Annotated in this window: 6 protein-coding genes, 1 tRNA gene and 1 rRNA gene; 7 read left to right on the top strand and 1 reads right to left on the bottom strand. The window is 69.0% G+C overall.

Annotated features, from left to right (window positions below; genetic code table 11):
• Window positions 1–31: 31 nt before the first annotated feature.
• From rrf to D1369_RS10860, 3 genes are all read left to right on the top strand, one after another.
• Window positions 32–148 (top strand): 5S ribosomal RNA (gene rrf, locus D1369_RS10870).
• 114 nt (window positions 149–262) lie between these two features.
• On the top strand, window positions 263–925 hold the full coding sequence (locus D1369_RS10865; RefSeq protein ID WP_037901596.1) for a DegT/DnrJ/EryC1/StrS family aminotransferase: 663 nt from the start codon (window positions 263–265) through the stop codon (window positions 923–925).
• 74 nt (window positions 926–999) lie between these two features.
• Window positions 1,000–1,075 (top strand) — tRNA-Thr (locus D1369_RS10860).
• A gap of 47 nt (window positions 1,076–1,122) precedes the next feature.
• Here the strand turns inward: D1369_RS10860 and D1369_RS10855 are convergent.
• On the bottom strand, window positions 1,123–3,876 hold the full coding sequence (locus tag D1369_RS10855; RefSeq protein ID WP_007385106.1) for a SpoIIE family protein phosphatase: 2,754 nt from the start codon (window positions 3,874–3,876) through the stop codon (window positions 1,123–1,125).
• Window positions 3,877–4,272: 396 nt separating this feature from the next.
• Between D1369_RS10855 and D1369_RS10845 the strand changes: the two genes are divergently transcribed.
• The 4 genes from D1369_RS10845 to D1369_RS10830 all read left to right on the top strand — a co-directional run bounded on the left by D1369_RS10845 (window position 4,273) and on the right by D1369_RS10830 (window position 14,601).
• Complete coding sequence (locus D1369_RS10845) at window positions 4,273–9,744, top strand: HAMP domain-containing protein (protein WP_007385107.1); 5,472 nt, start codon at window positions 4,273–4,275, stop codon at window positions 9,742–9,744.
• A gap of 244 nt (window positions 9,745–9,988) precedes the next feature.
• Complete coding sequence (locus tag D1369_RS10840) at window positions 9,989–10,675, top strand: response regulator (RefSeq protein WP_007385108.1); 687 nt, start codon at window positions 9,989–9,991, stop codon at window positions 10,673–10,675.
• A gap of 118 nt (window positions 10,676–10,793) precedes the next feature.
• On the top strand, window positions 10,794–13,520 hold the full coding sequence (locus D1369_RS10835; protein ID WP_050789917.1) for a DNA translocase FtsK: 2,727 nt from the start codon (window positions 10,794–10,796) through the stop codon (window positions 13,518–13,520).
• Between the two features lie 244 nt (window positions 13,521–13,764).
• Window positions 13,765–14,601 carry a helix-turn-helix domain-containing protein gene (locus tag D1369_RS10830; protein WP_037901599.1) on the top strand — a complete coding sequence of 279 codons (837 nt, stop codon included), beginning with the start codon at window positions 13,765–13,767 and terminating at the stop codon, window positions 14,599–14,601.
• Window positions 14,602–14,624: the final 23 nt, after the last annotated feature.

Genomic DNA, 14,624 nt, shown 5'->3' with positions numbered 1-14,624 from the left:
TGTGTCTTTTTCCGGTCGAACTTCATAGTGTTTCGGTGGTCATAGCGTGAGGGAAACGCCCGGTTACATTCCGAACCCGGAAGCTAAGCCTTACAGCGCCGATGGTACTGCAGGGGGGACCCTGTGGGAGAGTAGGACACCGCCGAACAATTCTTCAAAGGGTTGGATCCTGAACTTCGGTTCGGGGTCCAACCCTTTTTTGTTGGGCGTCACTTGAAGTTCACGTTGCGCAACCACCATCCCCAGCATGGGTACTGCTGCAATGCTCAGGGCCGCCGGCGTCGGAGTCGGTGACGAGGTCGTCGTACCGGCCTTCGGGAACGTCGAAGTCGCGGAAGCGGTGACACTCGCGGGTGCGCTCCCGGTGTTCGCGGACATACATCCGGTCAGCTACTGCCTGGACGCGTCCGCTGTCGAAGCGGCCGTAACTCCGCGGACGGCGGCCGTCGTTGTCGTCCACCGATTCGGGCGGCCGGCCGACATGGCGCGGCTGCTCGAGGTCGGGCGGCGGCACGGGCTGCTGGTGCTGCAGGAAGGCGAGTCCGAGGCGCCGTACGACGAGACCGCTCAGCGGCGGGAGCGGGCCTGCTATCTCGATGGGAGGCTGCGCGGGGTGCGCACGCCCGACGGCGGGGACGGGCACACCTACCAGCAGTACGTCGTGCGGGTTCCCGGAAACGGGCGGCCGGACCGGGACGCGTTCGCCCGGGCCCTGCGGAGCAAGGGAGTTGAGTGCCGGGTGCCGGTGAAGACGCCTGTGCACCGGCTTCCCGAGTTCCGGCGTTGTGTGTCGCTGCCGGAGACCGAACTGGCCGCCGACGAGACGCTTGCGTTGCCGGTCGATGCCTCGCTGACCAAGCGGGACATGCAGCGGGTGGTGGCCGCGTGCAATGCCCTCGGGGGACTGCTTCAGCCTGCTTTCTGAGCGAGTTGGGAGCACGGGTCTGCTCGGGGTATGATCTATTCCGTTGCCGCGAGGGAAACCTCGGAAAGCGACAGGCCCCCTTAGCTCAGTCGGCAGAGCGTCTCCATGGTAAGGAGAAGGTCAACGGTTCGATTCCGTTAGGGGGCTCCAGCCAAAAGGCCCCGCCCATTCGGGCGGGGCCTTTTTCGTGTTCTCTCTCAGTCCGTGTGCAGACCCGGGACGCGCATGGCCAGGATCGCCATGTCGTCGGACGGGGCGTCGGAGGCGAAGCGTTCGACCGCGCGCATGATGCGGGCCGCGACCGCGCCGGCCGTCAGGCCCGTACAGGTGGTGAGGACGTCGGCGAGACCGTCGTCGCCCAGCATGCGGGTGCCTTCCCGGCGTTCTGTGACGCCGTCCGTGACGCAGAGGAGGACGTCGCCCGGGTCGAGGGTGACCGTCTCCTCGTAGAGCTCCAGGTCCTCCATCACGCCGAGGAGCGGCTGTGGTTCGGCGGCCGGTTCCACGGTGCCGTCCTGGCGCAGGCGGAGGGGGAGCGGGTGGCCGGCGCAGACGACCTTCAGGCGGGCGCTGCCGTCCTCCTGCGGCCACAGCTCGCCGTAGAGCAGGGTCAGGAAGCGGCTGCGGGCGCCCTCGTCGAGGATCGCGGAGTTCAGGCGCTCAAGGACCGCCGGGCCGCTCAGGCCCTCCCTGGCCAGGAGGCGCAGGGCGTGCCGCGCCAGGCCCGTCACCGCCGCCGCGTTCGGGCCCGTGCCGCAGACGTCACCGATGGCGAAGCCGTACGCGCCGTCGCTGATGGGGAAGAGATCGTAGAAGTCGCCGCCGACCTCGTTGCCCTCGCCGGCCGCGCGGTAGATGACCTCGACCTCGACGCCGTCGATCTGGGGCAGCTCGGGCGGCAGGAGGCTGCGCTGGAGGGACTGGCTGATGGCCGTGCGCTCGGAGTAGAGGCGGGCGTTGTCGAGGGCGAGGGCGGCCCGGCGGGACAGGTCCTCGGCCAGTTCCAGGATTTCCTGGCGGAAGTGTTCGTCGGCCGGCTTGCCGAGGGTCAGCATGCCGATGACACGGTTGCGGGCGACCAGGGGCAGGACGACTGTCTCGCCGCCCACCGCGGAGGCCGTGGCGAGCGTGGGGCCGATTCCGGAGGCGAGCTGGTGGGTCTGGCCGCCGGTGAGGCCGAGGCTGCGCATGGAGCTGCGCAGGGCCGCCTGGTGGGCCGCCTCGCCGGGGGCCGACCAGACGCGCGCGCCGGGGGTGGGGACCGGGTCCGGAGGCTGGATCTTCGACAGCAACGACTTGATGCCGTCGATGAGTTCCTCGTCCTCGTGCAAGACGTACGACAGATAGGGATCCGAGGCCTGGTCGGCGATCGTGTAGACGGCACACCAGGTGGCCAGGGTGGGGACGGTCATCTGGGCCATGAGGGCCAGTGTCTGGTCGCGGTCCAGGGTGCCGGCGAGGAGGTCCGAGGCCTCGACGAGGAAGCTCAGGGAGCCGCGGCGCAGGCGTTCGAGTTCGCCGAGGCGGGCCGACTCGACGGCCAACGCGATGCGGTCGGCGGCGAACTGGAGGCGCAGGGCCTCTTCGTTCGAGTATCTGCCGGGGCCCTCCGCGGCCACGCCCAGGGAGCCGGTGAGGCGTCCCTCGACCTTCAACGGGACCGTGACGACCGAGCGCATGCCGGTGCCGCTCAGGAGCGGTACGGCGCCCGGTACGGCCGACAGGTCGTCGTGGACGGCCGGCATGCGGGCGGAGCCGTAGCGGCCAGGGCCCGCCTCGACGGGCACGCGCGCGAAGCGCTGACGGGCGGAGGGCAGGCCGGTGGAGGCGCGGACCTCCAGCTCCGTCTCGTCGTCGGTCGCGAGGAGCAGGAAGGCGGAGTCGCCGTCGAGCATGTCGCGGGCGCGTTCGACCGTGCGCTGGAGCAGGCCGTCGAGGTCGTCCGGGGCGGGGGAGCCGATGAACACCTCGAAGGGGTCGGTGCTCTGGCCGTCGGCGGAGGTGGTCGTGTCGGAGGAGGGGACGCGCAACGGCGTCTGGAGTACAGCCCGTTCGTGGTCGCGGACCAGGAGGCAGACGGTGGAGGGCTCGCCGCCGGTGTCGCGGACGCGCAGGTGGGAGGCGTAGACCGAGGTGACGCGGCCGTTGGCGGCCCTTATGCCGTAGCTGCCCTCCCAGCGTGAGAGCTGGAGTGCCTCGGCGATGCCGGTGCCGGTGCCCGGGGTGTGCGGCCAGGCCGCGAGGTCGGTCAGGGGCTTGCCGAGGACCTGATCGGCGCCGTAGCCGAAGAGTTCCTCGGCGTCCTCGTTCCACGAGGTGATGGCGCCCGTGCGGTCGATCTGGACGACGGCGACGCGGACGCGGCCGTCGGCCAGCGGGAGGAGGTCCGCGGGCAGCGACGGGCCCGCGGTGCGGGTGCCCACCGGGCGCTCGGGCAGGTGGAGCTGGAACCAGACCTGCTTGTGGGTGGGGGTGTACTCGACGCCCCACCGGCCGGCGAGTGCGGCGCAGAGCTGGAGGCCGCGGCCGCCCTCGCGGTCGAGGTTGCCCATGTTGACGGCCTGGCCCTGGAGGGGGATCTCACGTTCGGGGTAGTGGTCGGCCACCTCGATCCGTACACCGTCGTCACTGCGCAGGCACAGAACGTCGGCGGACGTGCCCGCGTGGACCACGGCATTGGTGACGAGTTCGCTGGTGAGGACCACCGCGTCGTCGACGATGTCGGCGAAGCCCCAGCCCTGGAGGGTGTCGCGGACGAAGGACCGGGCGGTCGCCACCGATCGTCCGACGGGCTCGAAGCTGGCTGCCGCGCGCGCGGTGATCACGGAACTCCTCGACCGGTTGTCGACGTGCAGGGCTGCCTGGCCGACCGGCTCGTGCCGCTGATGCGGCAGACCGCCCGTCGGCCGGGGATCCGGGTTCTGTCCCCCGGGGATCAGTCCGGTGGTCATGTGTGCGGCCGCCCTCCGATGCCCGCTCGTGCTCGTGCCACCGCCCAGGCCGGACGGACCGGCTCGGCTGGACAGCCGCATGCAAGGTTACTTACCTTCGACGGCCATGCGGATGCCGGTCTGCAGTGTTTCCGTCCGGAGGGTGTGCGGACGATGTGCGAAGCTGCCGAACTGTTATGGCCGGGTTCAACCGGGGTGAAACACTGGGCAGGCTCCTGAAGAAGGTTCGGGCAGGCCGAGTGGCTTGCTCGTACGGCGGGCAGCAGCCCGTGGTGCGGGTTCGCACGCCTGGTTGAAATATCGCTGTAGTAAGCAGAAGCGCGCGGCAGCAACCGGTGTGCCGCGCGGTACCACCCGAGCACAGCAGTAACGGTCGACCCCTGCGGGAGGGACACAGTGGAGTCTGGCGCAGCGACGCGGGGCACTAGGACGCGCGCGAAGGGCGGACAGTCCCCGAGCGGCCAGCGCAAACCGCGCAGCGGGACCACCGCGGTGGACACGGCCGCCCTGGACCGGCTGATGGCGGCGCTGGTCTCGATGCGTGACGGGAACTTCCGCAAGCGGCTCACGGTGTCCGGCGACGGCGTGATGTCGGAGATCGCGGCCGTCTTCAACGAGGTGGCCGACCGCAATCTGCATCTGACGGGCGAGCTGTCACGGGTGCGGCGCATGGTGGGCCGCGAGGGCAAGCTCACAGAACGGCTGGAAACAGGCGCCTGTGAGGGCTCCTGGGCGTCCGCCATCGATGCCTCCAACGCGCTCGTGGACGATCTCGTACGGCCCGTCTCCGAGGTCGGCCGGGTGCTGTCCGCGGTGGCGGAGGGCGATCTGTCGCCCCGGATGGAGCTCAGGACGCAGGCGCCGGACGGGTCGGGGCATCCCTTGCGCGGGGAGTTCCTGAAGGTCGGGCGGACGGTGAACAACCTTGTCGATCAGCTCTCGACGTTCACCGACGAGGTCACCCGGGTGGCCAGCGAGGTCGGCACCGAGGGCAAGCTCGGCGGCCAGGCACGCGTGCGTGGCATGTCGGGCTCCTGGAAGGACCTGACGGAGTCCGTCAACACGATGGCGTACCGGCTGACGGCCCAGGTGCGGGACATCGCGCTGGTGACCACGGCCGTCGCCAAGGGAGATCTGTCCAGGAAGGTCACGGTTCACGTGGCCGGCGAGATGCTGGAGCTGAAGAACACCGTCAACACGATGGTGGACCAGCTCTCCTCGTTCTCCTCCGAGGTGACCCGCGTCGCGCGCGAGGTGGGTGTCGAGGGCGAGCTCGGCGGTCAGGCGCAGGTGCCGGGTGTGGCCGGGGTGTGGAAGGACCTCACCGATTCGGTGAACCTCATGGCCGGCAACCTGACGGCCCAGGTGCGCGGGATCGCCCAGGTGACGACTGCGGTCGCCAGCGGTGACCTGTCGCAGAAGGTGACGGTCTCCGCACGCGGCGAGGTCGCGCAGCTCGCCGACACGATCAACCAGATGACCGAGACGCTGCGGATCTTCGCGGACGAGGTCACGCGTGTGGCCAACGAGGTCGGTGCCGAGGGGCAGCTCGGCGGGCAGGCGAACGTGCCGGGTGCGGCGGGGACGTGGAAGGACCTCACCGACTCGGTGAACACGGTCTTCCGGAACCTCACCACCCAGGTGCGCGACATCGCCGCCGTGACGACGGCGGTGGCCAACGGTGATCTGTCGCAGAAGGTCACCGTCGACGTGGCCGGCGAGATGCTGGAGCTGAAGAACACCGTCAACGGCATGGTGGACCAGCTGTCGGCGTTCGGTGCCGAGGTCACGCGGGTCGCGCGCGAGATCGGTGTCGAGGGTGAGCTGGGCGGACAGGCGCAGGTGCCAGGCGCCGCCGGTACCTGGAAGGACCTCACCGACTCCGTCAACACCGCGTTCAGGAACCTCACCGGACAGGTGAGGAACATCGCCCAGGTGACGACGGCGGTGGCCAACGGTGACCTGTCGCAGAAGGTCACCGTGGACGTCTCCGGCGAGATGCTCCAGCTGAAGAACACCGTGAACACGATGGTGGACCAGCTCTCCGCCTTCGCCGACCAGGTGACGCGGATGGCCCGGGACGTGGGCACCGAGGGCCGCCTCGGCGGTCAGGCCGTCGTGCCCGGTGTCTCCGGGACCTGGAAGGAGCTCACCGACTCCGTCAACTTCATGGGTGGCAACCTCACCTCGCAGGTACGGCAGATCGCCCAGGTGACGACGGCGGTGGCCCGGGGTGACCTGTCGCAGAAGATCGACGTGGACGCGCGCGGCGAGATCCTGGAGCTGAAGAACACCATCAACACGATGGTCGACCAGCTCTCCGCCTTCGCGGACCAGGTGACCCGCGTGGCCCGCGAGGTGGGCACCGAGGGGCGCCTCGGCGGCCAGGCTCAGGTGCCCGGCGTCGCCGGGGTGTGGCGTGACCTGACCGACTCCGTGAACGGAATGGCAGGAAACCTTACGGCCCAGGTGCGCAACATCGCCCAGGTGGCCACCGCGGTGGCCCGGGGTGACCTGTCGCAGAAGATCGACGTGGACGCGCGCGGCGAGATCCTGGAGCTGAAGAACACCCTCAACACGATGGTCGACCAGCTGTCCAGCTTCGCCGACCAGGTGACGCGGGTGGCCCGCGAGGTGGGCACCGAGGGCATCCTGGGCGGCCAGGCCGAGGTGCAGGGTGTCTCCGGCACCTGGAAGGACCTCACGCAGTCCGTGAACTTCATGGCGAACAACCTGACCATTCAGGTGCGCAACATCGCCGAGGTCACCACGGCGGTCGCCAAGGGCGATCTCTCGAAGAAGATCACCGTCGACGCGAAGGGCGAGATCCTCGAGCTCGTCACCACCGTCAACACGATGGTCGACCAGCTGTCGTCCTTCGCCGAGCAGGTGACCCGGGTGGCCCGCGAGGTGGGCACCGAGGGGCAGCTGGGCGGTCAGGCGCGGGTTCCGGGTGTCACGGGCATCTGGAAGGACCTCAGCGACAACGTGAACCTGATGGCCAACAACCTGACCATGCAGGTGCGCAACATCTCCCAGGTCGCGAACGCGGTCGCCAACGGGGACCTCACGCGGACGGTGACGATCGAGGCGCGCGGTGAGGTCGCGCAGCTCGCAGACACCTTCAACACCATGGTGAAGACGCTGAGCTCGTTCGCCGACCAGGTCACCAAGGTGGCCCGCGAGGTGGGCACGGACGGCATCCTGGGCGGTCAGGCGCGGGTGCCCGGTGTGGCCGGCACTTGGAAGGACCTCACCGAGTCCGTGAACCAGATGGCGTCCAACCTGACCGGTCAGGTGCGGAACATCGCCATGGTGACCACGGCCATCGCCAAGGGCGACCTGACCAAGAAGATCGACATCGACGCCCGCGGCGAGATCCTGGAGCTGAAGACGACCATCAACACGATGGTCGACCAGCTGTCGTCCTTCGCCGAGGAGGTCACCCGGGTGGCCCGCGAGGTGGGCACCGAAGGACAGCTCGGCGGCCAGGCACGTGTGCGTGACGTCGACGGCACCTGGCGCGACCTGACCGAGTCCGTGAACGAAATGGCAGGAAACCTTACTCGGCAGGTCCGCGCCATCGCGCGCGTGGCGACCGCGGTGACCCGGGGCGACCTGAACCTGAAGATCGATGTGGACGCGTCCGGGGAGATCCAGGAGCTCCAGGACTACATCAACAAGATGATCGCCAACCTGCGCGACACCACGATCGCCAACAAGGAGCAGGACTGGCTCAAGGGCAACCTGGCCCGTATCTCGGCGCTCATGCAGGGCCGCCGGGACCTGGAGGACGTGGCCTCGCTGATCATGAGCGAGCTGACGCCGGTGGTGACCGCGCAGCACGGCGCGTTCTTCGTGGCGATGCCGCTCCTGGACGGCAAGGACGTGAGCGCCGAGGCGGAGGAGCAGTACGAGCTGCGGATGCTCGGGTCGTACGGCTACTCGATGGGCTCCATGCCGACGTCGTTCCGGCCGGGGGAGGCGCTCATCGGGACGGCGGCCGAGGAGAAGCGCACGATCCTGGTGGAGAACGCGCCCAGCGGCTATCTGAAGATCTCCTCCGGTCTCGGGGAGGCGCCGCCCGCGCAAGTGATCGTCCTCCCGGTGCTGTTCGAGGGCAAGGTGCTCGGTGTCATCGAGCTCGCGTCCTTCACACCCTTCACGCAGATCCAGAAGGATTTCCTCAACCAGATCGCCGAGATGATCGCGACCAGCGTCAACACCATCTCCGTCAACACCAAGACGGAGGTACTGCTGAAGCAGTCGCAGGAGCTGACCGAGCAACTGCGGGAGCGGTCGGCCGAGTTGGAGAACCGGCAGAAGGCCCTCCAGGCGTCCAACGCCGAGCTGGAGGAGAAGGCCGAGCTGCTGGCCCAGCAGAACCGCGACATCGAGGTCAAGAACACCGAGATCGAGGAGGCGCGGCAGGTCCTGGAGGAACGCGCCGAGCAGCTGGCCGTGTCGATGCGGTACAAGAGCGAGTTCCTGGCCAACATGTCGCACGAGCTGCGGACTCCGCTGAACTCGCTGCTGATCCTCGCCAAGCTGCTCGCCGACAACGCGGACTCCAACCTCACCCCCAAGCAGGTCGAGTTCGCCGAGACCATCCATGGCGCGGGCTCCGACCTGCTCCAGCTGATCAACGACATCCTCGACCTGTCGAAGGTCGAGGCGGGCAAGATGGACGTCTCACCGACGCGTATCGCGCTCGTGCAGCTGGTCGACTACGTGGAGGCCACCTTCCGGCCGCTGACCGCGGAGAAGGGCCTGGACCTGTCCGTACGGGTCTCGCCCGAGCTGCCCGCCACCCTGCACACCGACGAACAGCGCCTGCTCCAGGTGCTGCGGAACCTGCTGTCCAACGCGGTGAAGTTCACCGACTCCGGGGCCGTCGAGCTGGTCATCCGGCCCGCCGGGCGGGATGTGCCGGTGGCGATCCGGGAACAGTTGCTGGAGGCCGGTTCGCTGCGCGACCCGGACGCCGACCTGATCGCGTTCTCGGTGACCGACACCGGCATCGGTATCGCGGCCAGCAAGATGCGGGTGATCTTCGAGGCGTTCAAGCAGGCCGACGGCACGACGAGCCGCAAGTACGGCGGCACGGGCCTCGGGCTGTCGATCTCGCGGGAGATCGCGCAACTGCTCGGCGGCGAGATCCACGCGCAGAGCGAGCCGGGACGCGGATCGACGTTCACACTGTATTTGCCGCTGCACCCGAGCGAACTGCCACCGCAGGGTTACCAGCAGTCCATGCCCGCCCTGGAGGCCGGCGACCTGGTGGCGTCCACGTCGGAGAACGGGATGGGCGGCGTCGAGGTCGAGACGCCGGCCGAGGTGCGGTCGTACCAGGAGACGCAGAACGGGGCCGCGGCGCTGTTCCGGCGCCGTCGCAGGACCGCGCCGTCCCTTGATCAGCGGATCGGGCAGCCGGACCAGTGGTCGGCGGTGGAGCACCAGTCCGCGCCGCAGCCGCGCCGGGGCATCCGGTTCGGCGGGGAGAAGGTGCTGATCGTCGACGACGACATCCGCAACGTCTTCGCGCTCACCAGCGTCCTCGAACAGCACGGACTGTCGGTCCTCTACGCGGAGAACGGCCGTGAGGGCATCGAGGTGCTGGAACAGCACGAAGATGTGGCGGTCGTCCTGATGGACATCATGATGCCCGAGATGGACGGATACGCGACGACCAGCGCGATCCGCAGGATGCCGCAGTTCGCCGGGCTCCCGATCATCGCGCTGACCGCCAAGGCGATGAAGGGCGACCGGGAGAAGGCGATCGAGTCGGGCGCCTCCGACTACGTGACCAAGCCGGTCGATCCCGATCATCTGCTGTCGGTGATGCAACAGTGGATGCGGGGGGAGTGATGGGATTCCGCGAAGTTCACGCGGAGTTGCTGACTCAGTGTGCCCGACGCCGTGTAGAAGTACGGGATTCGGGGAACCTTCTGGTCTCCCGCTACGTTTCTGCTACGTGCACAGTGACATCACGGTGACAGGGTGTGGCGACAGACAGGGTGCGGCTACGATGACCGGCACAAGGACGGGCGGCGAAAGGGAGTCGTCCCCAGGGGCGGCACCCGGTGCACATCCGGGGCGAGGAGGGCGGGCCATGGTGCAGAAGGCCAAGATCCTCCTGGTCGATGACCGGCCGGAGAATCTGCTGGCGCTGGAGGCCATCCTCTCCGCGCTCGATCAGACACTGGTGCGGGCATCGTCCGGGGAGGAAGCGCTCAAGGCGCTGCTCACGGACGACTTCGCGGTGATTCTGCTGGACGTCCAGATGCCTGGCATGGACGGTTTCGAGACCGCGGCGCACATCAAACGGCGGGAGCGGACCCGGGACATCCCGATCATCTTCCTCACCGCCATCAACCACGGGCCGCATCACACCTTCCGGGGGTACGCGGCGGGTGCGGTGGACTACATCTCCAAGCCGTTCGACCCGTGGGTGCTGCGCGCGAAGGTCTCGGTGTTCGTCGAGCTCTACATGAAGAACTGCCAGCTGCGGGAACAGGCGGCGTTGCTGCGGCTCCAGTTGGAGGGTGGCGGCGCGGGCAAGGCGGCGGTCGGGGACGCGAAGGAGCCGGCGGGACTGCTCGCCGAGCTGTCCGCGCGGCTCGCCGCGGTCGAGGAGCAGGCCGAGGCGCTCTCCAAGCAGCTGGACGACGAGTCCGCGGACGCGGCCGCGGTGGCCACCGCGGCCCATCTCGAACGCAAACTCACGGGGTTGCGGCGAGCCCTGGACGCGCTGGAGCCGGGCACAGGGAGTTCCCCGTCGGTGCCTTCGCCGAACTGACGCTCGCCGCCGGACCCCTTGAGCCGGCGTCAGTTCGACACCTCCCCAGAAGCGACACGAACGGGTGAAGCAGCGGGCACACGTGTCCGCAGTCGTCTCCACCGGTAACCTCACACTCATGGCCTCACGTCCCTCCGCAGCCAAGAAGCAGCCCGCCAAGAAGGCTGCCGCTCCCGCGAAGGGGCCGGCGAGGAAGGCGCCTGCGAAGAAAGCCCCGGCGAAGAAGGCGCCCGCCAGAAAGGCCGCGGCGAAGAAGGCCGTGCCGCCGAGGCCGGCGCCCAGCCCGACCGGAGGCGTCCTCCGGCTCATCCGCGCCGTCTGGCTCGGCGTCGCCCATGCCGTGGGCGCGGTGTTCCGCGGAATAGGGCAGGGTGCGAAGAACCTCGACCCCGCGCACCGGAAGGACGGCGTGGCACTCCTGCTGCTCGGCCTCGGCCTGATCGTGGCCGCCGGCACCTGGTCGAACCTGCGCGGGCCGGTCGGCGACCTCGTCGAGATCATCGTGACCGGCGCCTTCGGCCGGCTCGACCTGCTCGTGCCGATACTGCTCGCGGTCATCGCCGTACGGTTCATCCGGCACCCCGAGCAGCCCGAGGCCAACGGCCGGATCGTGATCGGCCTGTCGGCGCTCGTCATCGGCGTGCTCGGCCAGGTCCACATCGCCTGCGGCTCGCCCGCCCGCAGCGCCGGCATGCAGGCGATAAGGGATGCCGGCGGCCTGATCGGCTGGGGAGCGGCGACCCCGCTGACGTACACCATGGGCGACGTCCTCGCCGTACCGCTGCTCGTGCTGCTGACGGTCTTCGGGCTGCTCGTCGTCACGGCCACCCCGGTGAACGCCATCCCGCGACGGCTGCGGGAGCTCGGTGTGCGGCTCGGGATCCTCCCCGACCCGGCGGAGGACGAGTTCGGCGAGGACGACGAGCGCTACGACGAGCAGTGGCGCGAGGCGCTGCCCGCGCGGGGCGGACGTAGGCGAGGTCCCGCCCCCGAGTCGTACGACCCCGACGGAGCGGAGCAGGAGGCCCTCTCGCAGCGTCGTGGGCGCCCCCGGCGGTCCGCGGTGCCGCAGCCCGCGATGGACCGGCGGATGGACGCCGTGGACATCGCCGCGGCGGCCGCCGCCGATCTGGACGGCGTCGTCATGCACGGCCTGCCGCCCTCGCCGCTGGTCGCCGACCTCACCCAGGGCGTCAGCGTGGGCGACCGGGTGGAGACGACCCCGGTACCCACTCCGGTCCCGGCCGCGCGGCCCAAGCAGGAGGCGCGTCCGAAGCAGGAGAAGCTCAAGGTCGAGGTGGCGGACCTCACCAAGCCCGCCCCCGAGGCGCCGAGCGAGCTGCCGCCGCGCGCGGAGCAGCTCCAGCTGTCCGGCGACGTCACCTACGCGCTGCCCTCCCTCGACCTCCTGGAGCGCGGTGGCCCGGGCAAGGCGCGCAGCGCGGCCAACGACGCCATAGTCGCCTCGCTGACGACCGTCTTCACGGAGTTCAAGGTCGACGCCGCCGTCACCGGCTTCACGCGCGGGCCGACGGTCACGCGCTACGAGGTCGAGCTCGGGCCCGCCGTGAAGGTCGAGCGGATCACCGCGCTGGCCAAGAACATCGCGTACGCCGTCGCCAGCCCGGACGTACGGATCATCAGCCCGATCCCCGGCAAGTCCGCGGTCGGCATCGAGATCCCCAACACCGACCGGGAGATGGTCAACCTCGGCGACGTGCTGCGGCTCGCGGCGGCCGCCGAGGACGATCACCCCATGCTGGTCGCGCTCGGCAAGGACGTCGAGGGCGGCTATGTGATGGCCAACCTGGCGAAGATGCCGCACGTCCTCGTCGCCGGAGCCACCGGTTCCGGTAAGTCGTCGTGCATTAACTGCTTGATCACTTCCATCATGGTCCGCGCGACCCCCGAGGACGTGCGCATGGTCCTCGTCGACCCCAAGCGGGTGGAGCTGACGGCCTATGAGGGCATCCCGCACCTGATCACGCCGATCATCACCAACCCGAAGCGGGCCGCCGAGGCCCTCCAGTGGGTCGTACGGGAGATGGACCTCCGCTACGACGACCTGGCGGCGTACGGCTTCCGGCACATCGACGACTTCAACGAGGCCATCAGGAACGGCAAGGTCAAACTGCCCGAGGGCAGCGAGCGTGAGCTCCAGCCGTACCCGTATCTGCTGGTGATCGTCGACGAGCTCGCCGACCTGATGATGGTCGCCCCGCGGGACGTCGAGGACGCCATCGTGCGGATCACGCAGCTCGCGCGCGCGGCCGGCATCCACCTGGTGCTCGCCACCCAGCGGCCGTCGGTGGACGTCGTCACCGGCCTGATCAAGGCGAACGTGCCCTCGCGGCTCGCCTTCGCCACGTCCTCGCTCGCCGATTCCCGGGTCATCCTCGACCAGCCGGGTGCCGAGAAGCTGATCGGCAAGGGCGACGGGCTGTTCCTGCCGATGGGCGCCAACAAGCCCACCCGTATGCAGGGCGCCTTCGTGACCGAGGAAGAGGTCGCGGCGATCGTCCAGCACTGCAAGGACCAGATGGCACCTGTCTTCCGGGACGACGTCGTCGTGGGCACCAAGCAGAAGAAGGAGATCGACGAGGAGATCGGCGACGACCTCGACCTGCTGTGCCAGGCGGCCGAGCTGGTCGTCTCCACGCAGTTCGGGTCGACCTCCATGCTCCAGCGCAAGCTGCGGGTCGGGTTCGCGAAGGCGGGCCGGCTGATGGACTTGATGGAGTCCCGGGGCATCGTCGGACCCAGCGAGGGGTCCAAGGCTCGTGACGTTCTTGTGAAGGCTGACGAACTGGACGGCGTGCTCGCGGTGATCCGCGGGGAGGCTTAGAGAGAGCCCGACACGGGTGCGGCCACCGATGTTCGATCGTGACTCACCCGTAAGGGATCATTGAGCAACCGTTTCCCTTCGGCGTACGTCAAGTTGAGGGAAGCAAAAAGCTGCTGCCCCACCGTCGGTGTGTTCGGCCATTCCGATGGCGTACAAAGTCCCACCGCCCGGTTGCCCCACCCTTTCGCACCCCCCCTAGACTGAACCTCCAGCACAGGTGGCTAAACGCTCGAAAGGCGCCCCCGTGTCCATCGGCAACTCCCCTGAAGACGAGCGTCCGTTCGAAGACGACCCGCAGGAAGCCCGCCTCTCCGTCGGCCACGCCCTGAAACAGGCGCGGATCGCGGCCGGGCTGACCGTCGACGACGTCAGCAGTGCCACCAGGGTCCGCATCGCCATCGTGCACGCCATCGAGGCGGACGACTTCGCCCCCTGCGGTGGCGATGTGTACGCCCGGGGCCACATCCGGACCCTGGCCAAGGCCGTCCATCTGGACCCGGCCCCCCTTCTGGACCAGTACGCCGCCGATCACGGCGGCGGGCGCCCGGCCCCGACCCCGGCCGCCCCGCTGTTCGAGGCGGAACGCATCCGTCCTGAGCGGCGCGGACCGAACTGGACCGCGGCCATGGTCGCCGCGATCGTCGCCGTGGTGGGCTTCGTCGGGTTCACCGCCTTCAAGGGCGGCGACGACGGCGGGACGACACAGGTGGCCGACGGCACCACACCCGCCACCAGCAAGTCCCCGACGCCCAAGTCCGACAAGACCCCCGAGAGCCCGAAGCCCACGCCGTCGGACAGCGCCATCGCGGCGGCGCCCCAGGACAAGGTGACCGTGCAGGTCAGCGCCGCCGACGGCAAGAGCTGGATCCTCGCCAAGGACCACAACGGCCGGACCCTCTTCGACGGACTGCTCACCAAGGGCGACTCCAAGACCTTCCAGGACAGCGACAAGATCAACCTCGTCCTCGGTGACGCCGGAGCCATCCAGCTGTACGTGAACGGCAAGAAGATCGACGACGACTGGCAGCCCGGAGCCGTGGAGCGCCTGACGTACACCAAGGGCGACCCTCAGGTCGGATAGCTCGCTGTTCGTGTTCTCGCTGT

This window comes from Streptomyces sp. CC0208 (assembly GCF_003443735.1).
Taxonomy (GTDB): Bacteria; Actinomycetota; Actinomycetes; order Streptomycetales; family Streptomycetaceae; genus Streptomyces; species Streptomyces sviceus.
Note: the sequence above shows the minus strand (reverse complement) of the source record. Positions and strands in the feature narration are given on the sequence as shown.